This window comes from Kitasatospora sp. NPDC096147 (assembly GCF_044763225.1).
Taxonomy (GTDB): Bacteria; Actinomycetota; Actinomycetes; order Streptomycetales; family Streptomycetaceae; genus Kitasatospora.
The window spans coordinates 185,152-211,242 of the sequence record NZ_JBIWFX010000004.1 but is presented as its reverse complement, the minus strand read 5'-3'; the positions used below and the strand labels follow the sequence as shown (position 1 = coordinate 211,242).

Annotated in this window: 31 protein-coding genes; 16 read left to right on the top strand and 15 right to left on the bottom strand. The window is 74.6% G+C overall.

Annotation, left to right across the window (positions count from 1 at the left end):
• Window positions 1-93: 93 nt before the first annotated feature.
• The 6 genes from ACIRBX_RS15160 to ACIRBX_RS15135 all read left to right on the top strand — a co-directional run bounded on the left by ACIRBX_RS15160 (window position 94) and on the right by ACIRBX_RS15135 (window position 4,755).
• Window positions 94-591 carry a cysteine dioxygenase gene (locus tag ACIRBX_RS15160; protein ID WP_402296803.1) on the top strand — a complete coding sequence of 166 codons (498 nt, stop codon included), beginning with the start codon at window positions 94-96 and terminating at the stop codon, window positions 589-591.
• The gene (locus ACIRBX_RS15155; protein ID WP_402296801.1) at window positions 588-1,055 is read left to right on the top strand and encodes a rhodanese-like domain-containing protein; all 468 of its coding nucleotides are present in this window, start codon (window positions 588-590) and stop codon (window positions 1,053-1,055) included. The genes ACIRBX_RS15160 and ACIRBX_RS15155 overlap by 4 nt, the downstream gene beginning before the upstream one ends.
• Before the next feature lie 167 nt (window positions 1,056-1,222).
• Complete coding sequence (locus tag ACIRBX_RS15150) at window positions 1,223-2,353, top strand: ABC transporter ATP-binding protein (protein ID WP_402296799.1); 1,131 nt, start codon at window positions 1,223-1,225, stop codon at window positions 2,351-2,353.
• Window positions 2,346-3,017, top strand: a complete 672-nt coding sequence (locus ACIRBX_RS15145) for an ABC transporter permease (protein ID WP_402296798.1) — start codon at window positions 2,346-2,348, stop codon at window positions 3,015-3,017. The genes ACIRBX_RS15150 and ACIRBX_RS15145 overlap by 8 nt, the downstream gene beginning before the upstream one ends.
• On the top strand, window positions 3,014-3,730 hold the full coding sequence (locus ACIRBX_RS15140) for an ABC transporter permease (protein ID WP_402296796.1): 717 nt from the start codon (window positions 3,014-3,016) through the stop codon (window positions 3,728-3,730). The genes ACIRBX_RS15145 and ACIRBX_RS15140 overlap by 4 nt, the downstream gene beginning before the upstream one ends.
• Before the next feature lie 83 nt (window positions 3,731-3,813).
• Window positions 3,814-4,755 carry an ABC transporter substrate-binding protein gene (locus ACIRBX_RS15135; RefSeq protein ID WP_402296794.1) on the top strand — a complete coding sequence of 314 codons (942 nt, stop codon included), beginning with the start codon at window positions 3,814-3,816 and terminating at the stop codon, window positions 4,753-4,755.
• 100 nt (window positions 4,756-4,855) lie between these two features.
• On the opposite strand, the gene ACIRBX_RS15130 is transcribed toward ACIRBX_RS15135, so the two are convergent.
• Complete coding sequence (locus ACIRBX_RS15130; protein WP_402296791.1) at window positions 4,856-5,446, bottom strand: transglycosylase SLT domain-containing protein; 591 nt, start codon at window positions 5,444-5,446, stop codon at window positions 4,856-4,858.
• A 450-nt stretch (window positions 5,447-5,896) separates the two neighbouring features.
• On the opposite strand from ACIRBX_RS15130, the gene ACIRBX_RS15125 reads away from it, so the two are divergent.
• Window positions 5,897-6,982: a hypothetical protein gene (locus ACIRBX_RS15125; protein ID WP_402296789.1), complete on the top strand. Its 1,086-nt coding sequence runs from the start codon at window positions 5,897-5,899 to the stop codon at window positions 6,980-6,982.
• 68 nt (window positions 6,983-7,050) lie between these two features.
• Here the strand turns inward: ACIRBX_RS15125 and ACIRBX_RS15120 are convergent, their stop codons facing one another.
• The 5 genes from ACIRBX_RS15120 to ACIRBX_RS15100 all read right to left on the bottom strand — a co-directional run bounded on the left by ACIRBX_RS15120 (window position 7,051) and on the right by ACIRBX_RS15100 (window position 11,568).
• A complete protein-coding gene (locus tag ACIRBX_RS15120) occupies window positions 7,051-7,548 on the bottom strand; it encodes an SsgA family sporulation/cell division regulator (protein ID WP_402296787.1) in 498 nt (165 codons plus the stop codon).
• Between the two features lie 393 nt (window positions 7,549-7,941).
• Window positions 7,942-9,192, bottom strand: a complete 1,251-nt coding sequence (locus ACIRBX_RS15115) for a multidrug effflux MFS transporter (RefSeq protein WP_402296786.1) — start codon at window positions 9,190-9,192, stop codon at window positions 7,942-7,944.
• Between the two features lie 105 nt (window positions 9,193-9,297).
• The gene (locus ACIRBX_RS15110) at window positions 9,298-9,777 is read right to left on the bottom strand and encodes a hypothetical protein (protein WP_402296784.1); all 480 of its coding nucleotides are present in this window, start codon (window positions 9,775-9,777) and stop codon (window positions 9,298-9,300) included.
• A gap of 152 nt (window positions 9,778-9,929) precedes the next feature.
• Window positions 9,930-10,298, bottom strand: a complete 369-nt coding sequence (locus tag ACIRBX_RS15105) for an ADP-ribosylation/crystallin J1 (protein WP_402296782.1) — start codon at window positions 10,296-10,298, stop codon at window positions 9,930-9,932.
• 94 nt (window positions 10,299-10,392) lie between these two features.
• Entirely contained in the window at window positions 10,393-11,568 is a 1,176-nt protein-coding gene (locus tag ACIRBX_RS15100; RefSeq protein WP_402296779.1) for an acyl-CoA dehydrogenase family protein, read from the bottom strand.
• Window positions 11,569-11,676: 108 nt separating this feature from the next.
• Here ACIRBX_RS15100 and ACIRBX_RS15095 point away from each other — a divergent pair, with 108 nt between their 5' ends.
• The gene (locus ACIRBX_RS15095; protein WP_402296777.1) at window positions 11,677-12,270 is read left to right on the top strand and encodes a GNAT family N-acetyltransferase; all 594 of its coding nucleotides are present in this window, start codon (window positions 11,677-11,679) and stop codon (window positions 12,268-12,270) included.
• On the opposite strand, the gene ACIRBX_RS15090 is transcribed toward ACIRBX_RS15095, so the two are convergent.
• Both ACIRBX_RS15090 and ACIRBX_RS15085 read right to left on the bottom strand, forming a co-directional pair.
• Complete coding sequence (locus ACIRBX_RS15090; protein WP_402296776.1) at window positions 12,189-12,518, bottom strand: hypothetical protein; 330 nt, start codon at window positions 12,516-12,518, stop codon at window positions 12,189-12,191. The genes ACIRBX_RS15095 and ACIRBX_RS15090 overlap by 82 nt on opposite strands.
• A 166-nt stretch (window positions 12,519-12,684) precedes the next feature.
• Window positions 12,685-13,995 carry an MFS transporter gene (locus ACIRBX_RS15085; protein WP_402296774.1) on the bottom strand — a complete coding sequence of 437 codons (1,311 nt, stop codon included), beginning with the start codon at window positions 13,993-13,995 and terminating at the stop codon, window positions 12,685-12,687.
• 353 nt (window positions 13,996-14,348) lie between these two features.
• Here ACIRBX_RS15085 and ACIRBX_RS15080 point away from each other — a divergent pair, with 353 nt between their 5' ends.
• Both ACIRBX_RS15080 and ACIRBX_RS15075 read left to right on the top strand, forming a co-directional pair.
• Window positions 14,349-14,813 (top strand): DUF6193 family natural product biosynthesis protein, encoded by a 465-nt coding sequence (locus tag ACIRBX_RS15080; protein WP_402296772.1) that lies wholly within the window; start codon window positions 14,349-14,351, stop codon window positions 14,811-14,813.
• 44 nt (window positions 14,814-14,857) lie between these two features.
• Complete coding sequence (locus ACIRBX_RS15075) at window positions 14,858-15,325, top strand: iron chaperone (RefSeq protein WP_402296770.1); 468 nt, start codon at window positions 14,858-14,860, stop codon at window positions 15,323-15,325.
• Window positions 15,326-15,332: 7 nt separating this feature from the next.
• Here ACIRBX_RS15075 and ACIRBX_RS15070 read toward each other — a convergent pair whose 3' ends face one another.
• On the bottom strand, window positions 15,333-16,211 hold the full coding sequence (locus ACIRBX_RS15070; protein WP_402296768.1) for an NAD(P)H-binding protein: 879 nt from the start codon (window positions 16,209-16,211) through the stop codon (window positions 15,333-15,335).
• 111 nt (window positions 16,212-16,322) lie between these two features.
• On the opposite strand from ACIRBX_RS15070, the gene ACIRBX_RS15065 reads away from it, so the two are divergent.
• Window positions 16,323-17,375: an AraC family transcriptional regulator gene (locus tag ACIRBX_RS15065; protein WP_402296766.1), complete on the top strand. Its 1,053-nt coding sequence runs from the start codon at window positions 16,323-16,325 to the stop codon at window positions 17,373-17,375.
• Here ACIRBX_RS15065 and ACIRBX_RS15060 read toward each other — a convergent pair.
• Entirely contained in the window at window positions 17,294-18,262 is a 969-nt protein-coding gene (locus ACIRBX_RS15060; RefSeq protein ID WP_402296765.1) for a helix-turn-helix transcriptional regulator, read from the bottom strand. The genes ACIRBX_RS15065 and ACIRBX_RS15060 overlap by 82 nt on opposite strands.
• A 170-nt stretch (window positions 18,263-18,432) precedes the next feature.
• Between ACIRBX_RS15060 and ACIRBX_RS15055 the strand changes: the two genes are divergently transcribed.
• Both ACIRBX_RS15055 and ACIRBX_RS15050 read left to right on the top strand, forming a co-directional pair.
• A complete protein-coding gene (locus ACIRBX_RS15055; RefSeq protein WP_402296763.1) occupies window positions 18,433-19,155 on the top strand; it encodes an SDR family NAD(P)-dependent oxidoreductase in 723 nt (240 codons plus the stop codon).
• Between the two features lie 80 nt (window positions 19,156-19,235).
• Entirely contained in the window at window positions 19,236-19,622 is a 387-nt protein-coding gene (locus tag ACIRBX_RS15050) for a DUF2809 domain-containing protein (protein WP_402296762.1), read from the top strand.
• A gap of 18 nt (window positions 19,623-19,640) precedes the next feature.
• Here the strand turns inward: ACIRBX_RS15050 and ACIRBX_RS15045 are convergent, their stop codons facing one another.
• The 3 genes from ACIRBX_RS15045 to ACIRBX_RS15035 are packed head-to-tail and all read right to left on the bottom strand — an operon-like array spanning window position 19,641 to window position 21,264.
• Window positions 19,641-20,612 carry an NAD(P)-dependent alcohol dehydrogenase gene (locus ACIRBX_RS15045; RefSeq protein ID WP_402296761.1) on the bottom strand — a complete coding sequence of 324 codons (972 nt, stop codon included), beginning with the start codon at window positions 20,610-20,612 and terminating at the stop codon, window positions 19,641-19,643.
• The gene (locus ACIRBX_RS15040) at window positions 20,609-20,935 is read right to left on the bottom strand and encodes a helix-turn-helix transcriptional regulator (protein ID WP_402297615.1); all 327 of its coding nucleotides are present in this window, start codon (window positions 20,933-20,935) and stop codon (window positions 20,609-20,611) included. Before ACIRBX_RS15040 ends, ACIRBX_RS15045 begins: the two co-directional genes overlap by 4 nt.
• A complete protein-coding gene (locus tag ACIRBX_RS15035) occupies window positions 20,836-21,264 on the bottom strand; it encodes a hypothetical protein (RefSeq protein WP_402296759.1) in 429 nt (142 codons plus the stop codon). Before ACIRBX_RS15035 ends, ACIRBX_RS15040 begins: the two co-directional genes overlap by 100 nt.
• A gap of 121 nt (window positions 21,265-21,385) precedes the next feature.
• Here ACIRBX_RS15035 and ACIRBX_RS15030 point away from each other — a divergent pair, with 121 nt between their 5' ends.
• Together ACIRBX_RS15030 and ACIRBX_RS15025 are read left to right on the top strand one after the other, a co-directional pair.
• Window positions 21,386-21,565 carry a hypothetical protein gene (locus ACIRBX_RS15030; RefSeq protein ID WP_345279251.1) on the top strand — a complete coding sequence of 60 codons (180 nt, stop codon included), beginning with the start codon at window positions 21,386-21,388 and terminating at the stop codon, window positions 21,563-21,565.
• Window positions 21,566-21,627: 62 nt separating this feature from the next.
• Window positions 21,628-23,013 carry a class II fumarate hydratase gene (locus ACIRBX_RS15025; protein WP_402296756.1) on the top strand — a complete coding sequence of 462 codons (1,386 nt, stop codon included), beginning with the start codon at window positions 21,628-21,630 and terminating at the stop codon, window positions 23,011-23,013.
• Window positions 23,014-23,076: 63 nt separating this feature from the next.
• Here ACIRBX_RS15025 and ACIRBX_RS15020 read toward each other — a convergent pair whose 3' ends face one another.
• Window positions 23,077-23,538, bottom strand: coding sequence for an SPW repeat protein (locus ACIRBX_RS15020; RefSeq protein ID WP_402296753.1), 462 nt, complete (start codon window positions 23,536-23,538; stop codon window positions 23,077-23,079).
• Between the two features lie 82 nt (window positions 23,539-23,620).
• A complete protein-coding gene (locus ACIRBX_RS15015; protein ID WP_402296752.1) occupies window positions 23,621-24,610 on the bottom strand; it encodes a DNA glycosylase AlkZ-like family protein in 990 nt (329 codons plus the stop codon).
• Between the two features lie 127 nt (window positions 24,611-24,737).
• Between ACIRBX_RS15015 and ACIRBX_RS15010 the strand changes: the two genes are divergently transcribed.
• Window positions 24,738-26,084, top strand: coding sequence for an ALF repeat-containing protein (locus ACIRBX_RS15010; RefSeq protein ID WP_402296750.1), 1,347 nt, complete (start codon window positions 24,738-24,740; stop codon window positions 26,082-26,084).
• Window positions 26,085-26,091: the final 7 nt, after the last annotated feature.

The following is a 26,091-nucleotide window of genomic DNA, read 5'->3' as shown; positions in this document are numbered from 1 at the left end:
CCTCCCTCCGAGGGCCCCTGCCCCGCACCCCGCTCCGGCTTCAACGGTCGGCCTCCGCATGGGCCGATCGCTTTCGGCTACCCGAGGACCGTCATGACCGTCGAACTCGACCACGCCCCCAGTGGCACCGCCAAGCCGCTCTCCCTCACCGAACTGCGCACCATCGTCCGCGAGTTGGCCGAACGCCCGGCCGGCTGGCTGCACCGGGTGCGGCTCTCCGCCGACGAGCGCTGGTACGAGCGGATCGCGCTCACCGAGGACCACGAGGTCTGGCTGATCAGCTGGCTGCCCGGCCAGTCCACCGGCTTCCACGGCCACGGCAGCTCGCGCGGGGCGTTCACCGTCGCGCTCGGCGAGCTGGCCGAGCTCACCCTGGGCGGGCCCGAGCACGACCTCCAGGTGAAGGCCCTGGGGGCCGGGACGGTCCGCTCCTTCGGCCCGGACTTCCTGCACGACGTGCGCAACACCGGCACCGGCCCGGCGGTCACCATCCACGCCTACTCCCCGCCGCTGAGCGAGATGGCCCGGTACGAGCTGCGGGCCGGCGGCCTGGTGCAGACGGCGTACGAGCGCGCGGAGGAGTGGGCGTGAGCACCGACGACCGGCCGCTCGGCGGCATCGAGGCCCTGCTGGAGCGCAGCCGGGAGGGCGTGCACCGCCCGGGCCCGGGCGAGGCACGGGCGGCGGCCGGGCGCGGCGCGCTGCTGGTGGACATCCGCCCGCAGGCCCAGCGGGCCCGGGAGGGCGAGATCCCCGGCGCCCTGCTGATCGAGCGGAACGTGCTGGAGTGGCGGCTCGACCCGGCCGGCAGCCACCGCATCCCCGAGGCCACCGGACCCGGCCTGGAGGTGATCGTGCTCTGCTCGGCCGGCTACGCCTCCAGCCTGGCCGCGGCGGCGCTGCGCGAGATCGGGCTGCCGAAGGCGACCGACCTGGACGGCGGCTTCCAGGCCTGGGCCGCGGCCGGTCTGCCCACCGCCCCGGGCGGGACCCCGTCGTACGACGAGGCCCGGCTCGCGGAGGAGTCCGGGGCACCGCAGGAGGGCGCCCCCTGACCTGACGGAGCCTCACCCGACCGGCCCCGTCCGACCTGACGGAGGCCGCCGCAGCGGCCATGCTCGGTCCGACCGCAGGTTTACCCTCCGGCCGGGCCGGGCAGGCGCAAGTGTCCTCATGATCGGCAATCACCATGGCGCAGCGCGCCACGACTAGGAACTTCCCCGTGATCAGATTCGACGGCGCCGCCAAGCGCCACTCCGACGGCACCCTGGCCGTCGAGGGCCTGGACCTGGAGGTGCCCGCCGGCCGGATCACCGTGCTGGTCGGCCCGTCCGGCTGCGGCAAGACCACCATCCTGCGGATGGTGAACCGGATGGTCGAGCCGACCGGTGGCCGGGTGCTGCTGGACGGCGCCGACGTGGCCGGGCTGGACGCCGCGAAGCTGCGCCGGGGCATCGGCTACGTGATCCAGCAGGCGGGGCTGTTCCCGCACCGCCGGGTGATCGACAACGTGGCCACCGTGCCGTACCTGCTCGGCTGGGACAAGAAGCGAGCCCGGGCCCGGGCGGCCGAGCTGCTGGAGCTGGTCGGCCTGCCGCCGGAGAGCGCGAAGCGCTACCCGCACCAGCTCTCCGGCGGCCAGCAGCAGCGGGTCGGGGTGGCCCGGGCGCTGGCCGCCGATCCGCCGGTGCTGCTGATGGACGAGCCGTTCAGCGCCGTCGATCCGGTGGTGCGCGCCGGGCTCCAGGAGGAACTGCTGCGCCTCCAGGGCGAGTTGCACAAGACGGTGCTGTTCGTCACGCACGACATCGAGGAGGCCGTCCGGCTCGGCGATCAGGTGGTGGTGCTCCGCGAGCACGGCCGGATCGCCCAACTCGCCGACCCGCACACCCTGTTGACCGCTCCGGCGGACCAGGGGGTGGCCTCCTTCCTGGGCCGGGACCGGGGGCTGCGCGGTCTGGGCCTGCGCCCGGCCGACACCATCGCCACCGTGCCGCTCGCCGAGCGGGCCGGCGCCGACGGCTGGCTGCTCCGGCTGGATCCGGCCGGAGCCCCGTCGGAGTGGCGGCAGGAGGGCCACGCCGCCCACCCCGCGCTCGGCTACCACCCCGGCACCGACACCCTGCGGACCGCGCTGGACGCCGCCGTGCTCTCCCCCGCCGGGCTGGCCGTGGTGCTGGACTCCGACGGGAAGGCCACCGGCACCGCCGACCGGGCCGCCGTACTGGCCGCGCTCGGCCCGGCCACCACACCGATACCCGCCGCACCGATATCCACCGTGACGACACCGGCCGCGCCGACACCGCCCGCCGCGGAGCCGGCCCCCGCCGAACCGGGAGCCGACCGTGCCTGAGGACGAGCCACTGATCCGCTGGGGCTGGCTCGGCGACCACCTCGGCTACCTGGCCCAACTCACCTGGGACCACGCCGTGCTGGCGCTCCCGCCGGTCTTCGTCGGCCTGCTGCTGGCCGTCCCGCTCGGCCTGTTCTGCGCCCGCTACCCGAAGGTCTACCAACCCGTCGCCGTGGTGCTGAACGCGGCCTACGCGCTGCCGGCCCTCGCGGTCTTCGCCATCCTGCTGCCGTACTTCGCACCGGCCAGCTACCCGCTGGTGAGCGTCCCGCTCACCGCCTACGCGGTCGCCCTGCTGCTGCCCACCACGGTGGAGGGCCTGCGGACGACCCCCGATCCGGTCCGGCAGGCCGCCACCGCGATGGGCTACGGCCCGTGGCGGCGGCTGGCCGCCGTCGAACTCCCGGCCGCCGTGCCGTACGTGACGGCCGGTCTGCGGGTCGCCGCGGTCTCCTCCATCTCGATGGCGGCGATCGGCGCGCTGGTGGGCCGGGGCGCCCTGGGTTACCTCTTCATCGACGGCTTCCAGCGGACCTTCACCACTCCGATCCTGGCCGGGATCGTGCTGGTGGTCGCGCTCGCGCTCACCGTCGACCTGCTGCTGGTGCTGGCCGGGCGGCTGCTCGCCCCCTGGGCCACGGCGCCGGAAGGCGGGCTCCGGTGAACTGGATCGACTGGCTGCACGCCTTCTTCACCGACCCTGCCCTGCAGAGCGGCCCCGACGCGATCCCCCACCGGATCGCCGAGCACCTCGCCTACACCGTCGAGTCCCTGGCCTGGGCCACCCTGCTGGCCGTCCCGCTCGGTCTGCTGCTCGGCTACCTCGGCCGGGGCGCCGTCCTGGCGACGGTGCTGACCGGCACCGCCCGGGCCCTGCCCACGCTCGGCCTGGTGACCCTGGTGGTCCTGCTGGCCGGCGTCGGCAAGGCGTCCACCGTGATCCCGCTGGTGGTGCTGGCGATCCCGCCGCTGCTGGTCGGCGCGGTCGAGGGCGTCCGGGGCACCGATCCCCAACTCCGGGACGCCGCCCGGGGCATCGGCCTGACCCACCCCCAGGTGCTCCGCCAGGTCTGCTTCCCGGCCGCCCTGCCCAGCCTGCTGGCCGGGCTGCGCACCGCCACTATCCAGGTGATCGCCACCGCCACGGTCGCGGCCTACGTCGGGATGGGCGGCCTCGGCCGCTACGTGATCGACGGCCTGGCGCTGCGCAAGTACTACGTGGTGGCCGGCGGCGCGGTGCTGGTGGTGGCCCTCGCGCTGGCCGCCCAGCTCTTCTTCGCCCTGCTCATCCGGTACGCGCTGCCGCCCGGCAGCCGCCCGGTGCGCCGGGGCACCGTCCGCAAGGGCGCCGTCCGGCTCCGCCGGAGCACCGGCTGACCCACCACGACCACCGCGCCCGCACGGGCACGACCACCGCACCCGATCCCACCGAACGTCACCTGCCGCGAAGGAAACCTCCCATGACCCCCCGTCTGCTCCGCACCGCCACGGTCACCGCCGCCCTCCTGCTGGGCACGGCGGCCTGCGGCTCCTCCGGCGGCAGCGACCCGCTGGCCTCCCCCTCCTCGGGCTCCTCCGCCTCCGCCTCCGGCGCGGCCTCCGGCTCCGGCAAGACCGTCGTGGTCGGCTCGGCGAACTTCCCGGAGAACGTGCTGCTCGCCTCGATCTACTCGCAGGCCCTCAAGGCCAAGGGCGTCAAGGTCGAGGAGAAGTTCAACATCGGCAGCCGCGAGGTGCTCTACGGCCAGCTGAAGAGCGGCGGCCTGACCGTGCTCCCCGAGTACAACGGCGCCCTGCTCGGCTACCTGGACGCCAAGAGCCCGGCGCTGTCCGGCGGCACCGAGGCGGTCAACGCGGCCCTGCTGACCACCCTGCCGGCCGAGCTGACCGTGCTCGACTCCGCCGCCGCCCAGGACAACGACTCCCTGACGGTCACCCAGGAGACCGCCGACAAGCTCGGCCTGAAGTCCATCGCCGACCTGGCCGGCAAGTCCGCCGACTTCGTCATCGGCGGCCCGCCGGAGTTCAAGAGCCGCCGCGAGCAGCAGCTCAAGGACGCCTACGGGCTGACCTTCAAGGAGTGGAAGCCGACCGGCGAGACCACCGCGAACGCCATCAAGGACGGCAGCATCCAGGTCGGCAACGTCTTCACCACCGACCCCAAGGTGGTCACCCTGAAGCTGGTCTCGCTCACCGACCCGAAGTCCGTCTTCTCCACCCAGAACGTCCTTCCGCTGGTCAACAAGGCCGGGGTGGACGCCACCGCGACGGCCGCCCTGAACGCGGTCTCCGCCAAGCTGGACACCCCGGGCCTGACCGCCCTGATGAAGCGCGTCGCGGTCGACAAGGACGACCCGTCGGCGGTGGCCAAGGACTGGCTGAAGACCAACGGCCTGGTCTGACCCCGCGTCAGCGCCCCGCGCATGCCGAAGGCCCCGCCCCGGACGTCCGGGGCGGGGCCTTCGGCCGCCCGCTACCGGTACGGCCCGGTACCGGTGCGGCTCAGTACCAGTGGTGGTTCTGCCAGAACGCCCAGGCGGCGTTCGGGCTGCCGTACCGGTCGTTCATGTACGCGAGCGCCCACTTGATCTGGGTGGCCGGGTTGGTCTTCCAGTCGGCGCCCGCCGAGGCCATCTTCGAGCCCGGCAGGGCCTGGGCCAGGCCGTACGCACCGGAGGAGGCGTTGGTGGCCTTGACGTTCCAGCCGCTCTCGTGGCTGATGATGCTGCTGAACGCGGCGAACTGACCGGCCGGCACCAGGCTCCGGGCCAGCTCCTTGACCGCGCTCGGCGAGGTGGCCCGGGTGGCCACCGACAGGTCGGACCGCTGCTCGGAGCGGGAGGCGGCGGCCTCGTGCTGCTCCTCGGCCTTCCGCTCCGACTGCTGCGCCTGCTCCTGCTCGGTCTGCGGGGTCTGCTCGGTCTGCGGGGTCTGCTCGGCCGGGGCCGCCTGCTGCCCGGCCGTCGGCGCCTGGGTGACCTCCACCGTCACGGCGGAGGCCTTCTCCTCCGGGAGCGCCACGGCCACCACGGAGGCGGCGCAGGCGGTCGCCAGTCCGGCGGAGGCCAGCACCAGGGTGCTGCGACGGCGCATGACGGCAAGGAGGGAACTACGCATGGGGCGGACGACCTCAATCGTGTGGACCGGCCCGGGGGTGCCTCGCTGCCCGGGCGGCCGGGGGCCGTTCCGACGGGCAGCCGCACCACCGGCCGTGAGCGCCCCGATCGGTGCCGGGCGCCGGGCGGCGCGCTCCCCGGGACCGGCCGGGACCCGGGAGCGGGTGGCCGGTGCGGACGGCGGGAGCGCCTTGCGACTCCACCAGTCTTAACGCGCTCCCTACCTGCCTTCAATCGCGCGAGCTACGACGCAGCATCGTAGCCCGGCCCGTACCTTCGATCGTCGGCCGCTCCCCGGCCCGCCGAACCCGCCTTCCACCTCCCCCGCTGCCTTCGATTCCTCTGTGTCCCGGCTCACCTCCCCCACCACGCTCCGTACCCGGACCGGTACGCGCACCGCCGTTCGAATGCCCTAGGATCACGGCTCATGAGCGACGGGGGCACAGGACGGCAGCAGCAGCGGACACCGGGGCAGGAGGGCGCCTTCCCCGCCTTCGGGCCACCACCGCCCGCCGTCCCCGCCGACGGAGGGTGGACCCGCCCCGACGCCACCGAGCCGGACTGGTCCGAGCTGGCCCGCCGGCACGAGGCGCAGCAGCTGCGCCGCCGGCGGCTGCGCAACGGCGGCGCCGTGGCCGGCGCCGTGCTGCTGGTCGGCGGCATCACCACCACGGCCCTGCTGATCGGCCGGGGCACCTCTCCCGCGACCTCCGACGCCCCGTCAGCCCTGGCCGCCGGGACCGTCTCCGCCTCGGCCCCGGCCGATGCTCCCAGCGATCCGCCCGGGGCCTCCACCGTTCCCACGCCGACCTCGGGCCCGAGCCCCACCGGCTCGCCCTCCCCCTCGGGCTCGCCCTCCGCCACCGGCAAGCCCTCCGGCAGCCCGTCCGCCAAGGGCTCCCCCACCGCCCCCGCCCCCTCCGCGTCGCCGTCCTCGGCCCCGCAGAGCCCGGTGGCCCCGGCACCGCAGCCGCCGGCCCCGCCGAGCAGTGCCGCCCCGCTCGACCCGCTGACGGTCATCTCCTCGGCCGCCACCGACACCGCGCCGCTCGATCCGAACGCGCTCTTCCCGTCCGCCACCCTCAGCTTCGGCGGCAAGACCTGGACCCGCCTCACCACCGCCGCCACCGGCACCTGCTGGAACGCCACCACGGGCGGCCTCGGCAACGTGCTCACCCCGCAGGGCTGCCAGACCCTGCTGCGCGCCACCTACACCTCCGGCACCAGCGCCGTCACCATCGGCGTCGCGGTCTTCCCGCAGCGTGCCAACGCCGACGCCGTCACCGCCGCGCACACCGGCCAGGTGCAGGGGCTCGTCCCGGCCGGCAGCATCTCCTACTGCACCTCGGCCGGCTGCGCCAACACCCATGCCGCTGTGGGCCGTTACACCTACTACACGGTCTCCGGCACCACCAAGCCCGGCGGCACCGCCGCCGACCCCGCCGCCACCGCGGCCGGCCCGGACTTCGCCGCGCACGCCCGCGCCCGGCTGCTCGCCCGGGGCGCCCGCTGACCCAGGCCGGACCCCGACCGGAACCCGGCCGGACCCCAACCGGACGCCGGCCGGTCCCCGGCCGACGGTCAGTCAGGTTCGCCGAGCCCCTCCCGCCACCCGAGGCCGGGCTCCGGTCCGTCGAGCAGCCGGGCGAGCAGGCCCTCCAGGTCGACGTACCGCTGCTCGGTCCCGGGCGGCACGAGCCGGTCCGCGTACCCGAGGAAGGTGCGCACGGCCGTGGTCGGGGCGAGCAGCAGGACGGTGCCGGTGTCCCCGTCCAGGGAGAGGCAGGTGCTCTGCCGGTCCTGGTCGGTGCCCGGGAAGACCGAGACGTCGCCGGTACCGGCCCAGCCGTGCAGGCCGGTGGCCAGCAGCTCCCGGGCGAAGGTCCAGCGGACGGGCATGCCCTGCCCGAGGTGGAAGTCCAGGTGGACCGCGTACGGGTCGGCCGAGGAGTACCGCAGGCAGGCGGTGACGGGGACCCGGACGCCCGGCCCGGCGACCAGGGCGAGGCCGAGCGGCATGACGCAGCCTCCGGCGCTGGTGCGCTGGGCGGGGACACGAGGGGCGCTGCGGTGGGTCATCGCCGGGCCCCCGCGTAGCCGGGACCACCCGGGCCGGCCGGCGCTCCCGGCCCGGCCGGGAGCGCGCGCGGCGCCCCGGACGGGGCGGGCGCGGCGGACGGGCCGGGCAGCCCCGGTGCCTCGGGGGCCGCGGCGGACCACCCCGGCTCCGCCGGCGGACGCTGCCGGACGACCGGAGGGGCCGTCAGGGACAGCCACTCGCGGTCCGGTTCGCCGGGCACCGCCCGGCCCGCCCGCCGCCACCGACCCACCAGGTCGGCGAAGATCGGGCACTCCAGGAGCAGAATCGTTTCTTCAATGCTGGCGCCCACGCCCCGGTCAACACTCACAACCGGAACAACGATCTCCGCCTCCGCCAGGACACTCACTCGATCGTGGCTTCCTGACGGACTGTCACACAGCCTGCGGTCCGGGCCGCCGGCACAGCAGGGCGAAGGCCGACAGGCCCGCCAGCGCGCAGCCGAGCACCACCACTCCCAGCAGGCCCATCGACGGCCGGTCCCCCAGGCTGCTGAGCGGCGCCACCAGCGCACCGCAGCTGAAGGTGCCGACCCCGAGCAGCGCCGAGGCCGAACCCGCCGCGTGCGGCGCCATGGTGAGCGCCTGCACGGAGGAGTTCGGGAGCGCGATGCCCATCCCGGCCATCAGGACGAAGAGCGCGGGCCAGACCGCCGACAGGCCGAGGTGCCAGACCGAGGTGAAGAGGATCAGCGCGGTGCCCGCCAGCGCGGCCGTGCCCATCCCGATCAGCAGCAGGACGTCCAGCTTGAGGTGCTGCACCAGCACCCGTCCGTTGAGCTGGCTGAAGCCCACCACCGCGAGCGAGTTGACCGCGAAGATCAGGCTGTAGGTCTGCGGGGAGACCTGGTACACGTCCTGGATCACCACCGAGGAGGCACCGACGTAGGCGAACAGCGCGCCGAAGCTGAAGGTGCTGGTGAGCACGTAGCCCACGAAGCGCGCGTTGCCGAGCAGGCCGCCGATCGCCCGGAAGGTGCTGCCCAGTCCGTCCCGGTGCCGACGCTCGGGCGGCAGCGACTCGGTCAGCCGGAACAGCACCCCGAAGCTGGCGAGCGTCCCGTAGACCATCAGGGCGCCGAAGGTGCCCCGCCAGTCGGTGAGCCACAGCAACAGGGCGCCCAGGGCCGGGGCGCAGATCGGGGCCAGCCCGCTGATCACCCCGAGCGAGGCCATGAAGCGGACCATCGCCACGCCCTCGTAGCGGTCCCGGGCGATCGCGCGGGAGATCACCAGCCCGGCCGCGCCGGCCATCCCCTGGAGGAAGCGCCCCGCCACCAGCACGGTGATCGAGGGCGCCAGCGCGCAGACCACGGTGGCCACCGTGTAGAGCACCATCCCGGCCAGCAGCGGGCGGCGGCGGCCGAGCCGGTCGCTCAGCGGGCCGAACAGCAGCTGACCGATCGCCAGACCGAGCAGCGAGGCGGTCATGGTGAGCTGGACGGCCGGGAAGGTGGAGCCCAGGTCCTCCCGGAGCGACGGGAGGGCGGGGAGGTAGAGGTCGGTGGTGATCGGGCCGAGCGCGGTCAGGCCGCCGAGCACGATGATGGTGGCCTTGCCGGGTGACGCCGAGGGTATGGCGCCGTCGGTCTTGGTCCCGGGTAGGGAACCGGTGCCGGTGGTCAATGGGGCTCCTCGCGAGGTGATCGGGTGTCACCCGTCATATCGCACTCGAACCCCCGTCCGGTACCCGCCCCCGCCCACTCCACCGGGTGGGCGGCCTGGCCCCGGTCACTCGGCGGTGGTGCCGGCCTTCCGCGCGGCGATCACCACGTCGTCGTCCTGCCAGCCGTAGAGCTGGTCGCCGATCAGCGCGACGTTGTACAGCCCGCAGCGCAGGTCGGCCCGGGCCACCGCCTCGTCCGGGAACCACGAGGCGCTCAGGTTCACCGGCCCCTCGGGCTGCCCCTTCCGGCACTCCGCCGGGGCCGACCCACCGGGCAGGGTGGCCCGGATCAGCCGGTCTCCGCCGGTGGTGGACATCAGGTAGGAGACCCCGGTCGCCCCGTCCGGCAGCCAGCGCGGCACCGAGGTGCGGTCCTGCTTGGCGGCGGCGCCGCTGTCGTACGCGGCCTGCTGCTGGTGCCGACCCTCGGCCCAGCCCCGGGCGATCGGCACCCCGGCCACCACGCCGGCGGTCACCACCGCACCGGCCGCCACCACCGAGACCGCCACCTTGCCCGCCACGCCCATGCCACTGCTCCCTCGCACTCGTCCGTCCTCCGACTCCTCCATCCTGTCCGGCCGGGAGCTGCGGACGGTCAGCACCAGGTACCGGACCGGTCTCCACCTCCGGGCGTACGTGACCCCGCCGGCCTCAGGGGTCGGCGGGGTCACGGAGGGGCCCGGGGTACGACGGTCCGTCAGGCGGGCGGGACCTCGCCCCCGGGACGGAACTCCCGGGTCACCTCGATCCGGCCGACCAGGTGCCGGTTGAACTCGGCCAGTTCCTCGGCCGGCACCCAGAGCTCCAGGATGGTCCGCCCGCCGGCCTGCCGGACGGGGTAGCGGGCCAGGAAGTCCGTCTCCACCTCGAAGCGGGTGACGTAGCCGACGCCGGAGGCGGGCACGTTCCAGTCCCGGGCGATCCGGACGGCGTAGTCCTCGTTCATCACCGGGTAGAAGATCGGCTGGTCCGGCAGCCGGGGCGGCCAGGCGCGCCACCCGGACGCCTCGACGAGCGCCAGCTCCTCGGGCCCGGTGGGGCGCCACAGTGTGGTGGTCCCGGTCATCGTTCCGCTCCTCTCCTGCTCCGGTCGTCCGTCGTGGCGACTCCAGGATCCTAGGGGCCGGTCGGGGCGGTGGCCAGCGGTTTCCGACCCGGCGTCAGCGGTAGGCGGCCTCACCGGTGATGGTCTCGCCGAGCACCAGGGTGTGGATCTCCGAGGTGCCCTCGTAGGTGAGCACCGACTCCAGGTTGTTGGCGTGCCGGAGCACCGGGTACTCCACCGTGATGCCGTTGGCCGCCAGGACGGTGCGGGCCGAGCGGGCCACCTCGATCGCGGTGCGGACGTTGTTCAGCTTGCCGAAGCTGATGTGCGCGGGCCGGCACTGCCCGGCGTCCTTGAGCCGCCCGATCCGGTGGGCCACCAGGTAGGACTTCTCCACCTCCAGCATCATCTCGACCAGCTTCTGCTGGGTCAGCTGGAAGGCCGCGATCGGCCGGTCGAACTGGATGCGGGTCTTCGCGTACTCCAGCGCGGTGGTGTAGCAGTCCCGGGCCGCACCGACGGTGCCCCAGAGGATGCCGTACCGGGCCTCGCCGAGCGAGGCGAGCGGGCCGCGCAGGCCGGTCACCCCGGGCAGCACCGCGTCGGCCGGGAGCACCACCTCGTCGAACGCCAGCTCGCTGGTGACGGAGGCGCGCAGCGAGAGCTTGCCGTGCACGTCGGTGGCGGTGAAGCCCGGGGTGCCGCGCTCGACCAGGAAGCCGCGCACGCCCTCCTCGGTCTGCGCCCACACCACCGCGACGTCCGAGACGGAGCCGTTGGTGATCCACATCTTGCTGCCGTTGAGCACCCAGTCGGTGCCCTTGCGGCGGGCCCGGGTGCGCATGTTGGCCGGGTCGGAGCCGAAGTCCGGCTCGGTCAGGCCGAAGCAGCCGACCGCCCGGCCGGCCGCCAGCTCCGGCAGCCAGCGCTGCTTCTGCTCCTCCGAGCCGTAGGCGTGGATCGAGCGCATGGCCAGCGAGCCCTGGACCGAGACGAAGCTGCGCAGCCCCGAGTCGGCCGCCTCCAGCTCCATGCAGGCCACGCCGTACTCGACCGCCGTGGAGCCGGTGCAGCCGTAGCCCTCCAGGTGCATCCCGAGCACCCCGAGCTTCCCCAGCTCCGGCGCCAACTCCCGGACCGGGAAGACCCCTTGGTCGTACCACTGACCGACGTGCGGCCGGATCCGGTCATCCGCGAACTTCCGTACGGTGTCCCGGATCAGCCGCTCCTCGTCGGTGAGCAGGTCGCCGACCGCGAGCAGGTCGGCCGGGTCGAGGGGGGTGCCTGCCATGGTGTCTCCTCGCGTACGCGTCAGGGTGCGCACGCAGTATCGCGTAACACCGGCGCAACAGGGAGCTGGCAGGGTGCGAGACACTGACCACACCCGGAAGGCCGCACCATGCACCTCACCGCCCTGACCAGTGCCGATCTCGCCGACCACACCGGGGCGCTGGGCGAGCTGCTCGCCGACGCCGTCGCGGGCGGCGCCTCGGTCGGCTTCTCCGCCGGACTCACCCCGGACGAGGCGGCCGGGTGGTGGCGCGGGCTGGCCGGTCCGCTGGCGGAGGGTCAGCTGCTGCTCTGGGCCGCCTTCGAGGACCACCCGACCGAGCGCGGAGGGAGGCTGCTCGGCACCGTCCAGCTCCGGCTGACCTCCTACCCCAACGGCCGGCACCGGGCCGAGCTGGCCAAGCTGCTGGTGCACGGCGCCGCCCGGGGCCGGGGGCTCGGTCGGCGGCTGCTGGCCCACGCCGAGGCGGAGGCCGCCGCGCGCGGTCTGACCCTGCTCCTGCTGGACACCGAGACCGGCAGCCCGGCCGAGCACCTCTACCGCTCGGCCGGCTGGACCGAGCTCGGCACCGTCCCGGGCCACGCCACCGACCCGGGCGGGCAGCTCCGGCCGACCACCTTCTACTTCAAGACGCTCGCCGGAGAAGGGAGTTCGGCGGTGGCCTCGGCCATGGTCAGTGGTGCGACCTCCCCCACCGTGTAGCCGAAGGCCAGCAGCGGCACCTGCGCGGCGGCCAGCAGCGCCCGGGCCAGCACCAGCGCCTGCGGCTCGCCCTCGGCCCGGACGTGGGCGACCAGCTCGACCCCGCCCGGGGCCGAGCGCACCCGCAGGCGCTCCACGCCGTACGCGGGCACCGCGCAGGAGCGGAGCAACTCGCCCACCAGGTGGGCCTCGCCTTCGGTCGCCTCTCCTCGGCTCCGGTGGAGCAGGAGGGCCGTGACCATGCGCATGTGGGTTCTCCCGGGGTGCCGGTGGCAGCGTGGCTCCGAGCCTGCCGGGTCGACGGCTCCACCGGAAGGTCCGGCAGCTGGCAGCAAGCGGTCCGTCACCTTCTGGCCAGCACTCGGGGGCCTTCCCGCACCGGCCGGGGCGAGCCGGCGGTCCGGTGATTCCCCGTCAGCTCCGGGCTCCGGCCGCCGCGCCCTCCGTCGCGGCGGGCGACCCTGCCGCCAGGTCCGGCATCCGCGCCAACCGCCGCTCACAGCCCCGGCGTTGAAGCACCGAGAGCCCCGCGATGCCACCGCCCAGGGCGAGCCAGCCGAGCGGCCCGGCGGTGATCACCGCCCCGGTGATCAGCAGCGGGCCCAGCGCCTTCTGCGCCGACTGGGCCATGCCCGCCACCCCCAGGTAGGAGGCCCGGGAGCGCTCGGGCGCGAGCGAGACGGCCAGCTCCCAGGAGCTGACCGACCGCATCAGCTCGGCGCCCGAGACCAGCAGCGCGGAGCACAGCAGCACGATCGAGGCACTCCAGGCCCCGCCGCCGGTGCCGAACGCCAGCAGGGCGCAGCCGGCCAGCATCGCCAGGCCGTTCAGGGTGACGGCGGCGGTGGCCCGGCGCGGGCCCTCGGCCCAGCCGGAGATGCGGAGTTGGAGCACCACCACGAGCACCGTGTTGAGCACCAGGAAGGCGGGGGCCAGGGCATGCGGCGCGTCCGTGCTGGTGATCAGCCAGAGCGGGAGGCCGACGCCGAGCACCGAATCGTCCAGGCTCATCGGGACGTCGAGCAGCACGAAGCGCAGGTAGCCCCGGTCCCGCCACGGGCTCGAGCCGGAGGCTTCGCGTCCGACCGACGGCTCGCTGGCCGCCGGGGCCGGGTCCGGCCGCTGCTCGCCGGTGCGGGCGACCAGGGCCGCCGTCACCGCGAAGGACAGCGCGTTGGCCAGCACCAGGGCCTGGTAGGCGGCCGTCGTCCCGATGGCCAGGCCGATCGCGGCCAGGCCTGCGCCGACGGCGTAGCCGGCGTTCATCGCGGTGCGGGCCAGCGCCCGGTAGGTGGTGCGCTGCCCGTCGGTGGCCCGGGTGGCGAACAGCATCTCCAGCGTCTTGGCACCGCGCTCGGCCAGGCAGGTCACGGCCATCACCGCGAGCAGCGCGGCGAAGTCGCGGGAGACCAGCAGCAGGAGCATGGTGCCGAGCCGGAGCAGGTGACACCACATCAGCAGGGTGCGGGCCGAGTACCGCTCCGCCAACTGCCCGGCGATCGGCGAGCCCGCGATGCCGGCCACCGCCGCGACCCCGAGCAGCAGGCCGACCTGCCCGGCGTCCAGGTGGGAGACGAAGGTGAAGTACAGCACCGAGGCCGCCGCCCACACCCCCGTCCCCAGCCGGTCCAGGAACTGGACCAGCAGCATGATCCGCCCGTCCCGCCCGCCCGGTGGCCGGCGCAGCTGCGCCAGCAGCCCGCCGCTCCGCTTCTCGTCGTGCATGGTCCTGCCCCCGTGTCGTTCGTCGGTACGGGAAGCAGCCTGGACCAGATTAATCTCGACGTCAAGATACTTGATATCGACATACCTCTCGCGCGGACGCCGTACCCCGGGCAGAATGCCGCCGTGACCACCGACCACCCCCGCGCGCCGATCCCGCTGCTCACCACCGAACTCGCCTCCGCTGCGCACCGGGTGGGCACGAGCGCACCGCGACCTACCGGTGCCCGGACGGGACGCGGCAGGCCACCGTCCACCACGGGCGCGACCAGTCGGAGCTGAACGTCCGCCTGCGGACCGCCGGCGCCTCCCTCGCCGACGGCTGGACCGGCGATCCGGCTGCCGCCGTCCGGGTGGTGGCGGGCTGGCTCGGCGGCGCGGGCCTGGCGGAGACCGAGATCGCCGCACCGTTCATCCGCTACAGCCCGTGGGCACTGGTCCACGAGCGCGAGCCGCTCGACCCGGTCGAACTGGCCTGGCAGCACGGGCTCGACCTCCGCCGCCGCCCGGTCCGGCGGACCTTCCCGCACGAACTCGCCCTGTGGGAGGCCGCCCACGCCCGGCCCGAGCTGCGCTGCCTGGTCCCGTCCACCAGCCACCGGATGCTCCGGTTCCGCGCAGCCGACGAGGAGCACTCCCGACTGGTCGGCGGAGGCGTCGATCCGCTGCCCGACGGCAGCTACCAGGTGCGGGGACTGGAGCTTCCGGACCCGGCGCCGACCACCGACCCGGCGGAGGCGATCGCGGTGGTCGTGGCCTCGGTGCTCCGTGCCGAGGACCGGTCAGTTTCGGAGAAGCACGGGGACGGGTCGGCTTCCTAGAGTGGTGCTCAGCCCGATCGGGCCACGACCACGAGGAGCACACCATGGCCACCACCGCCCGCAGGACCACCGCCGCCAAGTCCTTCGACGGCTTCTCCGAGGAGGAGCGGGACGCGATGCGCGAGCACGCCAAGGACCTCAAGACCACCGCCCGGCGAGGCGGCAAGGCCACCAAGGCGGACGGTGAGGCCGACGTGCTGGCGAAGATCGCCGAACTGCCGGAGGCGGACCGGGTGCTGGCCGAGAAGGTGCACGCGATCATCACGGCCAACGCCCCGGAGCTGGCGCCCAAGACCTGGTACGGGATGCCCGCCTACGCCCGGGACGGCAAGGTGGTCTGCCACTTCCAGAGCGCCCAGAAGTTCAAGACCCGCTACGCCACGATCGGGTTCAGCGACCAGGCCGGCCTGGACGACGGCGAGCTGTGGCCGGTCGCCTTCGCGCTGACCTCGCTCTCCGCCGCCACCGAGGCCCGCCTGGTCGAGCTGGTCCGCCGCGCCGCCGGGGTCTGACGCAGGGTCAGCCCTCCCAGATCCCGCTGTCGGCGGTGGCCCGGGCGTACGCCGCGAAGTCGCGCGGCTCCCGGCCCAGGGCCCGCTGCACGCCGTCGGCGAGGGTGGCGAAGCGGTTCTCGGCGATCCAGCCGAAGAGCATCTCCAGCAGTCCGACGAAGTCGGCCGGCAGGCCCTGCCCGAGCGCGTAGTCGGTGAACTCCCCGGCCGGCACCGCCCGGTGGACCAGCGGACGGCCGGTGGCCCGGGCGATCTCCTCCGCCACCTGCGCCAGGCTCAACAGCCGGGGCCCGGTCAGCTCGTAGGACTCCCCCGCATGCCCGTCCTCGGTGAGCGCCGCCACCGCGACGTCCGCGATGTCCTCCGCGTCCACGAACGGCTCCACCCCGTCCCCGGTGGACATCACCAGCGCGCCGTCCAACACCTGCTCCAGCCAGAACGCCTCCTCGTCGAAGTTCTGCGCGAACCAGGCCGGCTTCAGCAGCGTCCACTCCGCCCCGGACTCCCGCACCGCCCGCTCGCACGGCAGCTTCTCCTCGCCCTGCGCCGGTACCCAGTCCCGGTGGGAGAGCAGCACCAGCCGTTCCACCCCGCTCTGCGCCGCCAGCTTGGCGAAGTCCGTCATCAGCTCCCCGGCATCCGCCGTCAGCGAGTCCACCAGGTACGCCGCCCACACCCCCTCCAGGGCCGGCTCCCAGGTCGACCGGTCCGCCCAGTCGAAGCGGGTGGTCCCGTTCCGCGAGGCGGCCCGGACCGCGTACCCGCGCTCCCGCAGCCGGGAGACCACCCGGCGGCCGGTCTTGCCGGTGCCGCCGAGTACCAGGAAGGGGTGGTGGGCGAGGTGAGGGGTGGTCAGGTGCCCGGTGTCGTTCCGCGTCGTCGTCATGCCCTCAGTACACCGGCGGTCCCCGGCCCGCCGGAATGGTCCGGACGCTCACCCCGATGTCCGGGCGTCTCACCCGGCGGCCGACCGGGCGGCGGGACGTAGGGTCGGCGGGTGCACCCACTCACGAGTCTCCTCCAGGACGTGCGCTCCGACGGGGCGTTGTTCAGCCGCAATCTGATGGACCCTCCGTGGTCGGTCCGGTTCGCCGACGAGGCTCCGCTGACCCTGGTCGCGGTGGAGCGCGGGACGGCCTGGGTGGTGCCGGACGGGGCCGCGCCGGTGGCGGTCGGGGAGGGTGACGTGGTGCTGCTGACCGGGGCGGCCGGGTTCACGGCGGCCGACCGGGCCGAGGGGTGGGGGGACCCGCTGTATGTGGTGCACCCGGACCGCTGCACGACGGCGGACGGCGGCGAGGTCCCGGCGGAGGTGTACTTCGGGCTGCGGACCTGCGGGACGGGGCCCGACGGCGCGACCGTGCTGCTCACCGGCGGGTACCGGGTGGACGGCCGGGTCTCCGCGCGGCTGCTCGGTGCGCTGCCGCGCGCCCTGGTGGTCCGGCAGCAGGGGCCCGGGCCGCTGCTGGAGCTGGCGGCGGCGGAGATCGGCCGCGACGACCCCGGCCAACAGGCCGTGCTGGACCGCCTGTTGGACCTGCTGCTGCTCTCCACCCTGCGGGAGTGGTTCGCCCGGCCGGAGGCCGATCCGCCCGGCTGGTACCTGGCGCTCGGCGACCAGGTCACCGGCCCCGCGCTGCGGCTGCTGCACGAACGGCCCGACCACCCCTGGACGGTGACCGAGCTGGCCCGGGCAGCCGGGGTCTCCAGGGCCACCTTCGCCCGCCGCTTCACCGAGCTGGTCGGCCGCCCGCCGATGACGTACCTGACCGACTGGCGCCTCTCGCTGGCCGCCGACCTGCTGGCCCGCACCGACGCCACCGTGGAGTCGATCGCCCACCGGGTCGGCTACCGCAGCGCGTTCGCGCTCAGTGCCGCCTTCCACCGGGTCTACGGCACCCGCCCCAGCGACCACCGCGCGGGCGCCGCCCACCGCGCGCCGGAGCGCCCGCGGCGGGCCGTCAGCGCTCACTCCGCCGCACCGGAGCCGACACCGGGGCCAACACCGGGGCCGGGGCTCGCGGCCGTTTCCGGGGCCGCCCGCCGGTAGGCCTGCGGCGAGCAGCCGTACCGCTCGCCGAACCGCCGGGTCAGGTGCGGGTGGTCGGTGAAGCCGGCCGCCGCCGCGATGTCGGCCAGCGGCAGGGCGCTGCGCCGGATCAGCTGGGCCGCCGACTCCAGCCGGACCGCCAGCAGTTCGGCCCGGAAGGTGGTGCCCCCGGCGGCCAGCAGCCGTTGCAGCGTGCGGGAGGACAGCCCGAGGGCCGCTGCCGCCTGCGGCAGCCGCCAGGCCCGGGCCGGGTCGAGCGCGATCCGGGCCCGCAGCTGCGGCAGGGTCCCGGCCGGTGGCCCCGCCTCGGCCCAGCGCAGGCGCCAACCGTCCAGAGTGGCAGTGGAGTTCGAGCAGGCCGCCGAGGGCGTCAGCTCGCCCGAGGCGGCCAGCAGGACCAAGACCGGCTCCCGTCCGGCGACCAGCCCGGTCGCCACCTGGTACGCCGCCGCCACGAAGAGCGTCTCGGCCGGCGACGGTGGCCCGCCGAGGTGCGGCAGGTGACGGACGGTCAGGCCGAGACCGTCGCGGTCGTACGTGGCGGCCGTGGTGTGTCCGACGTGGAACCAGCGCTCCAGCAGCCGCGACCGCGCCAGGAACTCGGCCGGGCCGCTGCTCGCCGCCAGGGTGGCCACCAGCGGATCGCGCGGCCGGTCGAGCAGGTGCCCGGCCGCCGCCCGGACCGCCGGCCAGCCCCGTCGCCGCAGCGCCACCAGCAGCTCGGCGTGCAGCAGTTCGGGCACCGGAGCACCCACCGCGAGCAGCTCCTCCGCCCGGCCGACGGCCGCGCCGACCCCCGCCCCCGCTCCCATCCCCGGCGAGCGGCGCAGCGCCCGGACGGCGGCCCGGGCCAGCACGGGGTGGACGTTACGGGCCGGAGGGGACATGGGCACCGATGGTAGGCCAGGCCCACCCGGGACGCCGCCGGGCTCCGCCCCGTGGGCGGCGGTTCACTGCGTGGCTGTCCCCACCGCTCGCCCGGGCCGCCGTCCGGCAGCGTCCCGGCCGTGGCGCATCCGTACAAGTGCCGACCCGGCCGGCGGACCAGCATGGCGGCATGGAGATCAAGGGCAGGCGGGTACTGGTCACCGGCGGCACCTCGGGGGTCGGGCGGGCGCTGGCGGCGGAGTTGACGGCGCGTGGGGCGCGGGTGGTGGTCTGCGGGCGCAGCGCGGCGGGCGACGGCCAGGTGGCGGTGGACCTGGCCGTGCCGGGGGAGGCGGAGCGGCTGGTGCGGGTGGCGGCGGAGCGGCTGGGCGGGCTGGACCTGGTGGTGGCCAACGCGGCGGTGCAGCACCACGACCGGCTGACGGCGGGGATCACCCCGGGTCTGCTACCGAGGCTGGAGCAGGAGGTGTCGGTCAACCTCCGCTCGGTGGCCGAGCTCGCGGCCGCCGCCTGGCCGTGGCTGGCCACCAACCCGGAGGCCGCGTTCGTCGCCGTCACCTCGGGGCTGGCGTACGCACCCAAGCGGAGTGCGCCGGTGTACTGCGCGACCAAGGCGGGGGTGCACGTGCTCTGCGAGGCGCTGCGCTACCAGGCGTGGGCGGACACCCCGCAGGTGCGGGTGCAGGAGGTGGTGCTGCCGCTGGTGGACACCCCGATGACGGCGGGCCGGTCCGGGCCGGTGCGCAAGCTGAGCCCGGAGGCGGCGGCCCGGGCGGTGGTCCGGGGCGTGGCCCGGGGGTCGGCGGTGGTCCCGGTGGGGGCCTCCCGGGCGCTGCTGGTGCTGCTGAGGGTCTGCCCGCCGCTGGCCCGCCGCCTGCTCCGGGACGGCTGAGCGCCGATCGGCAACCGCTGCGCCGCCTGCGGAGTCCTGATCGGGGACGGCGGAGAACGGGGACGAGGGGGCGGCGGACGGTGCGACTGAAGGTGCTGGGGCTGATCGGACTGACCGTCACGGCCGGGCTGGCCGTGACGCTCGCCGTGCCCGGGGAGGTGGGGAACGCGCTGCGCGACGCGCTCTACACCGTCGCCTGGTACCTGGCCCTGCTGCTGGCCGCGCCCCGCACCCGCCCGGCCGTCGCGGCGGCCACGGCGGCCGGGCTGAGCTGGGCGGTGGAGCTGTTCCAACTGACTGGGATCCCGGCCGCCCACCCGCAGTGGCGCCTGCTGCTGGGCACCGGCTTCACCGCGCAGGACCTGCTCTGGTACGCCCTCGGCGCTGCGGCCTGCGCCGCGCTCCACCACGCGGCCCGCCCCGGCCCCGCGTCCCGTCCCGGAGCCCCGACCACGGCCTCCGAGTAGCCCCGGAGACCCGCCCGTTCAGAGCAGCACCGCGACCTTCCCCCGTACCTTCCCCTCCTCCAGGTACCGCACCGCGTCCGGCACTTCGGCCAGCGGGAAGGTGCGGTCCAGCACCACCCGCAGCCGCCCGTCGGCGAGCAGCTCGCGCAGGTGCACCAGGTCGTCCTGCTTCGTCCGGGCCAGCAGGCTGCGCAGCCGCTGCCGGGCGAACGGGGCGAGCACGGCCGCCCGCAGCTGCTTCGCCACACCGCCGAACACGCGCCCGCCACCCTCGCCACCGGCCAGCACCAGGGTGCCGCGCGGGGCGAGCACCCGGCGCAGCCGGGGCAGCGGGTGGTCACCGGCCAGGTCGAGGATCAGGTCGTAGGCACCGGCCGGGCCGTCGGTGCAGTCCTCGCGGGTGTGGTCGAGCACGGTGTCGGCGCCGAGCTCGCGGACCAGCCCGGCCTTGGCCGGGCCGCAGACGGCGGTGACCTCCGCCCCGGCCAGCTTGGCGAGTTGGACGGCGTAGCAGCCGACGCCGCCCGAGGCACCGATCACCAGCACCCGCTGGCCGGCCGCGATCCGCCCGACGTCCCGCAGGCCCTGGAGCGCCGTGACGGCGGAGATCGGCACCGCCGCCGCCTCGGCGGGCGTCAGCCCCGGCGGGCGGAGGGTGAGCCGGTCGGCGCGGGCCCGGGCGTACTCGGCGAAGGCTCCGGCGCACTCGCCGAACACCTCGTCACCGACCCGCAGTCCGACCACGTCGGGGCCGACCTGCTCCACCACCCCGGCGCACTCCAGGCCGAGCACCGCCTTCCGGGGGCGCGGTATGCCGGTGAACAGCCGTACCAGGTACGGGAGTCCGGCCATCAGGTGCCAGACGCCGCGGTCCAGTCCGGCCGCCTCGACCTTGACCAGGACCTCGCCGGAGCGGGGCACGGGCCGCTCCAGCTCGCGGAGTTCGAAGACCTCGGTGGTGCCGTAGCGGTGCCGGACGATGGCTCTCACGGGGACTCCTCGGCTGCGGACGGGTACTGGAAGACCTCGGTCAGTGGGGTGCCGAACACCTCGGCGATCTGGAAGGCGAGCTCCAACGAGGGCGAGTAGCGGCCCTGTTCGATGGCGATCACGGTCTGCCGGGTCACCCCGATCCGCCGGGCCAGCTCGGCCTGGGTCATCTCGCCGTGGGCGAAGCGCAGGGCGCGGATGGCGTTCTCCACCCGGGTGGGCTTCACCACTGGGGCAGCCCCCGGCGGTAGGCGGCGACCTTCGCCATCGCGCCGAGCACGGCGGAGAGCACGAAGGCCAGGTAGACGGCGTTGGCGATCCAGAACGGCGCCGCCTCGGCCAGCGCCAGCAGCAGGGCCGCAACCGCGCCGATCACCACGAAGGACTGGCCGACGTGCTCGCCGAAGCGGTGGATCTGCCGGTCCCTCAGGTCCTTGGCCGCGCCCTCCTCCGGGCGGATCGCCGCTGCCGCGACGCTGAGCAGCACGGTGACCACGACCGCCGCCCCGATGCTCCACAACAGTGCTGCGGCGTAAGGCCGTTCGGCCAGCGACCGGCCGTCACCCCCCACCAGCAGGGCGACCAGGTAGCCGCCGTAGCCGAGCAGCGCGACCACCCCCGCGATCCAGGCCCGTCGTTCTTCCAGTGCCATCCCCGCCCACCTCCGATGTCAAGAAAAGCTGACACGATGGAAGGTAAAGCAGACCGGACACCGCGTCAAGAATCTTTGACACCACCCGTGACCCGGGGACCGGCCGGCCGGTTGTCCGGGCATGCGTACCGTGACCCGGCTCATCACCGCCCTCGCCACCCTGCTCGCCATCGCCGCCCCCGCCTCGGCGGTGCCGTCCGCCGACGGCCACAGCATCCCGGTCGGCGCGATCAGCGACCTGGGCAGCGTGCTCACCCTGGCCGACGTCGGCTACGACTTCGCCACCCTGCTCGGGCAGTAGCGGCCGACCGGAAATACCCGGGACGCCTTCGGGGCTGGCAGGTACAGGAGGTGCATGGAGCCATGCAGGAGTACCGGATCGAGCACGACTCGATGGGCGAGGTGCGGGTGCCCGCGTCCGCCAAGTGGCAGGCGCAGACCCAGCGCGCGGTGGAGAACTTCCCGGTGTCGGGGCAGCGGCTGGAGCGCGCGCACATCGCCGCGCTGGCCCGGATCAAGGCCGCCGCCGCGAAGGTGAACGGCGAGCTGGGCGTCCTGGAGCCGGAGACGGCCGCCGCGATCGCGGCGGCGGCCGAGGAGGTGGCCGAGGGGACGTGGGACGGCGAGTTCCCGGTGGACGTCTTCCAGACCGGCTCGGGTACCTCGTCCAACATGAACGCCAACGAGGTGATCGCCACCCTGGCCACCGAGCGCCTCGGCCGCCCGGTGCACCCGAACGACCACGTCAACGCGAGCCAGTCCTCCAACGACGTCTTCCCGTCCTCCATCCACATCGCCGCCACCGCCGCCGTCACCGGCGAGCTGATCCCGGCCCTGGAGCACCTGGAGGCCGCCCTCGCCCGCAAGGCGGACGGCTTCGCCGAAGTGGTGAAGTCCGGCCGCACCCACCTGATGGACGCCACGCCCGTCACCCTGGGCCAGGAGTTCGGCGGCTACGCGGCCCAGGTCCGGTACGGGGTCGAGCGGCTGCGCGCCGCCCTCCCCCGGGTGGCCGAACTCCCGCTCGGCGGCACGGCGGTGGGCACCGGCATCAACACCCCGCCCGGCTTCTCCGCCGCCGTGATCGCCGAGGTGGCCCGGGCCACCGGACTGCCGCTGACCGAGGCCCGGGACCACTTCGAGGCGCAGGGCGCCCGGGACGGCCTGGTCGAGCTGAGCGGCCAGCTGCGCACCGTCGCGGTCGGCTTCACCAAGATCGCCAATGACCTGCGCTGGATGGGCTCAGGCCCGCGCACCGGCCTCGGCGAGCTCAACCTGCCGGACCTCCAGCCGGGTTCGTCCATCATGCCGGGCAAGGTGAACCCGGTCCTGCCCGAGGTCGTGCTGATGGTGGCCGCCCAGGTGATCGGCAACGACACCACCGTCACGGTGGCCGGCGCGAGCGGGAACTTCGAGCTGAACGTGATGCTCCCGGTGATCGCGCGCAACGTGCTGGAGTCCGTCCGCCTGCTCGCCAACAGCGCCCGCCTGCTCGCCGACCGCACCGTGGACGGCCTCACCGCCAACGTCGAGCGGGCCCGCGAGTACGCCGAGTCCTCCCCCTCCGTGGTCACCCCGCTCAACCGCTACATCGGCTACGAGGAGGCCGCCAAGGTGGCCAAGCAGGCGGTGGCCGAGCGGAAGACGATCCGTCAGGTGGTGCTGGAGCGCGGCTACCTGGAGGGCGGGAAGCTCACCGAGGCCCAGCTCGACGAGGCCCTCGACGTCCTGCGGATGACCCGCCCGTAGCGGCGGCGGACGCTCCCGTGGCGCGGCCGGTGACCGGCCGCGCCACGGGCGGGATACGGCTGATCAGCCTCCGCTCGCCATCCCGCCCGGCCGACCGGGCCTCATCAGCCCCGCCGCCATCGAGACCGCCGCCATGCCCAGGCAGACCATCAGGCCGCCGGTGATGACGTTGGTCAGGACGGTGCGCCGGACGGCGTCGGTGCCGGCCGCCGCCCACGGGGCGATGACCGTCCAGGCACCGATCATGGTCGCGGCCCACGCACGGGCGTGGGTGCGCTCGTACCCGGAGCCGTAGCCCGCCATCAGGGCGGCGAACGCCAACCCGAGCACCAGGTTGCTGACCGTCAGACCGGAGAAACCGGAGAAACCGACCACCCACGGGGAGATCGCCAGGAACAGACCGGCCGCCACGGCCAGGGCCTCGACGGCCTGGGCACGGGGCGTGGAGACGATCCGCTCGTACTGGTCACGCATCTCCAGGATGTCGGGGTGGTGCTCCATGCTCATCGGAAGCTGGGTCGACACCGGGACCACCTCCTTGGCTCGCGACTTGACAGGCGCCTGCTCACTACCCGTTTTGCGACAGAAATAACGGTTTGTCCGACATTCACCCGAGAAAGTCCGTGACCGCCTCGGCCTCGGCCGCCCAGACCGCCTCCGGCAGCGGCTCGAACGCCTCCACCACCGGCTGCCCGCCCTTCCCCTTCGACCAGACCCCGAGCACCCGGCCGTCCACCACCAGGGCCGGCTTCACCACCCCGCCGCCCGCGTTCACCCGCTTGGCGAAGCGCTGATCCAGCATCAGCGAGCGGTCCCGGTATCCCATCAGGAAGTTGTCGTACGCCCCGAGCAGCCGCACCAGCGGCGCCCCGGCCTCCGGCGGCTCCCCCGTCGCGTACAGCCCGTCGCCCACCTCCGGCAGCCCGGCGAAGGCCCGCCGACCGACCGCCTGCGGCAGTCCCGACCAGGCCGCGAAGTCCGCCACCGAGACCGGTCCGAAGGCCGCGACGTACCGCGCCGCGAGCTCGGCCGCCGCCCGCTCCGGATCCGCCGCCTCGGGCACCAGCGGGACGTACCCCGGCTCGCGCGGGGCCACCTCGGCACCCCGGCAGAGCAGCCCGCGTCCGGCCAGGTAGGCGGTCAGGTGCGCGGGCGCCTGCCCGGCGGGATCGACGCCGACGCCGCACCGGTTCAACCCCGCGACCAGCCCGGCCCGGCTCAACGGCCCGGTCAGCACCTCGGGCAGCGCTGCGACGGCCCGGGCCAGCACCTCTTCCGTCAGCCCCAGCTCACGGCGGCGCCGGGCCCCGGCGGCGATGTTCCGCTCCCCGAACAGCTGAATCAGGGACAGCAGTTGATCCCTCGGCACCAGGTGCAGGGTGCCCCGCATCAACCAGCTCGCCACCACCTCCCCCGCCGCATAGGCCCGCTCCACCGCCGCCGCCTCCGCCAGGCCGCGCGCCCGCAGCCCGAGCCGGGCGGCGGCCGCGTCCTGGGCCTGGACACCCGGGGCGCGAGCGGAAATGGCGGCCACCGTGCCCCCACCGCCGAACTGACTGTGCATCCGCCACCGGAGCAGCTCGCCGTCATCGATCACGGACCCATTCTGCGGGCCCGGCCACCCCCTGGCGGAGTGTGGCGAAAACGTGTTCGTACGGAGCGGTTGGTGCCAGTACGATCAAGCGGTCTCGTTTGACCTTGCCTTTGCACATCCGGGGGACCACTTGAACATCCGTCGTTCGCTCGCCACCGCCGTTCTGCTGGCCACGGCCGCCGCCCCGCTGGCGACCGCCGCCCCGGCGTTCGCCGAGAGCACCCCCGCCGGGCTGGAGAAGATCGACGAGGCCGGTGCCAAGGTGGCCGACGAAGAGAACATCGCCACCATCAAGGCGCTGCTCGTCTACCCGAACGACTACCTCTACACCGCCCCGAGCCAGTACCTGCGAGACCGCGTGGCCGGGGTGCTGGCAGGCACCCCGGAGGACCGGGCGCGCTTCCTGGCCCAGGAGGTCGCCGGCATCCGCGAGAGCGACGCCCGGGTGAAGCTCACCCAGATCATGTCCGTCGGCGGCCCGGCGGTCCGCGCCGCCGCCGGCACGGCCATGAGCGGGACCATCGAAGACGTCCGGCGCTTCCTCGACTCCGGCCAGTACACCGCCCGGACCGAGGACGAGAACCGCGCGAAGCTGCAGAAGCTCCTCGACGACCCCACGACCCCGGACAACGTCCGCGAAGCCGCCGGGAAGGCACTCGCGGGCACCGCCGCGGACGTCGAGACGTTCCTCACGACGGACCTCGCCCGGCTGTTGGAGGGCAACGACCGGCTCCTGCTCACCCAGATCATGTCCCAGGGCGGCCCGGCGGTGAAGGCGGCGGCCGGCAAGGCCATGCTCGGCAGCATCGAGGACGTCCGGCAGTTCCTGAAGGTCGGTCAGTTCGTGGCCCGGGCCGAGGACGAGGGCCGCGCCGAACTCAAGCGCCTCATGGAGGACCCGGCCACCGGCCCCGGTGTCCGGGCGGGTGCCGCGAAGGCGCTGGCCGGGACCGCCGAGGAGGTGGCGAACTTCCTCAAGACCGAGCTGCCCAAGCTCACCGCCACCGACAACCGGGTCAAGGTCAGCCGGCTCATCCACGGGGGCGGCCCCGAGGTGCAGAAGGCCGCCAGGATCGCCTTCGACGGCTCCAACGAGGACATCGCGGCCTTCCTGAAGGAGGGGCTGTACGTCGCCCGCGCCAAGGACGAGGCCAACGCCAAGGCCGCCGCCGAGAAGGCGGCTGCGGAGAAGGCCGCCGCCGAGAAGGCCGCCCAGGGCAACGACGGCGGTGCCGGGCAGACCGGCAGCACCGTCACCCCGGTCACCGACACCACCGCTCCCCCGGCCACCGGCACCGGCACCGGCACCGGCGGCACCCCCGCCGTGACCGAGGACCAGCCCGTGGGCGGCGGACGCCTCGCCTACACCGGCACCGACGCCCCCCTCGGCCAGCTCGGCGCCCTCGGCGGCGCAGCCGTCGCCCTCGGCGCCGGCGCCCTCCTCGCCACCCGCCGCCGCACCGCCACCCAGGACTGACCCACCC

What these genes read in the sequence shown, in the direction of transcription:
- ACIRBX_RS15160 (WP_402296803.1), top strand. Translation starts at nt 94, where the DNA reads ATGACCGTCGAACTCGACCACGCCCCCAGTGGCACCGCCAAGCCGCTC.
- ACIRBX_RS15135 (WP_402296794.1), top strand. Translation starts at nt 3,814, where the DNA reads ATGACCCCCCGTCTGCTCCGCACCGCCACGGTCACCGCCGCCCTCCTG.
- ACIRBX_RS15130 (WP_402296791.1), bottom strand. Translation starts at nt 5,446, where the DNA reads ATGCGCCGTCGCAGCACCCTGGTGCTGGCCTCCGCCGGACTGGCGACC.
- ACIRBX_RS15125 (WP_402296789.1), top strand. Translation starts at nt 5,897, where the DNA reads ATGAGCGACGGGGGCACAGGACGGCAGCAGCAGCGGACACCGGGGCAG.
- ACIRBX_RS15120 (WP_402296787.1), bottom strand. Translation starts at nt 7,548, where the DNA reads ATGACCCACCGCAGCGCCCCTCGTGTCCCCGCCCAGCGCACCAGCGCC.
- ACIRBX_RS15105 (WP_402296782.1), bottom strand. Translation starts at nt 10,298, where the DNA reads ATGACCGGGACCACCACACTGTGGCGCCCCACCGGGCCCGAGGAGCTG.
- ACIRBX_RS15100 (WP_402296779.1), bottom strand. Translation starts at nt 11,568, where the DNA reads ATGGCAGGCACCCCCCTCGACCCGGCCGACCTGCTCGCGGTCGGCGAC.
- ACIRBX_RS15095 (WP_402296777.1), top strand. Translation starts at nt 11,677, where the DNA reads ATGCACCTCACCGCCCTGACCAGTGCCGATCTCGCCGACCACACCGGG.
- ACIRBX_RS15090 (WP_402296776.1), bottom strand. Translation starts at nt 12,518, where the DNA reads ATGCGCATGGTCACGGCCCTCCTGCTCCACCGGAGCCGAGGAGAGGCG.
- ACIRBX_RS15085 (WP_402296774.1), bottom strand. Translation starts at nt 13,995, where the DNA reads ATGCACGACGAGAAGCGGAGCGGCGGGCTGCTGGCGCAGCTGCGCCGG.
- ACIRBX_RS15075 (WP_402296770.1), top strand. Translation starts at nt 14,858, where the DNA reads ATGGCCACCACCGCCCGCAGGACCACCGCCGCCAAGTCCTTCGACGGC.
- ACIRBX_RS15070 (WP_402296768.1), bottom strand. Translation starts at nt 16,211, where the DNA reads ATGACGACGACGCGGAACGACACCGGGCACCTGACCACCCCTCACCTC.
- ACIRBX_RS15060 (WP_402296765.1), bottom strand. Translation starts at nt 18,262, where the DNA reads ATGTCCCCTCCGGCCCGTAACGTCCACCCCGTGCTGGCCCGGGCCGCC.
- ACIRBX_RS15055 (WP_402296763.1), top strand. Translation starts at nt 18,433, where the DNA reads ATGGAGATCAAGGGCAGGCGGGTACTGGTCACCGGCGGCACCTCGGGG.
- ACIRBX_RS15035 (WP_402296759.1), bottom strand. Translation starts at nt 21,264, where the DNA reads ATGGCACTGGAAGAACGACGGGCCTGGATCGCGGGGGTGGTCGCGCTG.
- ACIRBX_RS15030 (WP_345279251.1), top strand. Translation starts at nt 21,386, where the DNA reads ATGCGTACCGTGACCCGGCTCATCACCGCCCTCGCCACCCTGCTCGCC.
- ACIRBX_RS15025 (WP_402296756.1), top strand. Translation starts at nt 21,628, where the DNA reads ATGCAGGAGTACCGGATCGAGCACGACTCGATGGGCGAGGTGCGGGTG.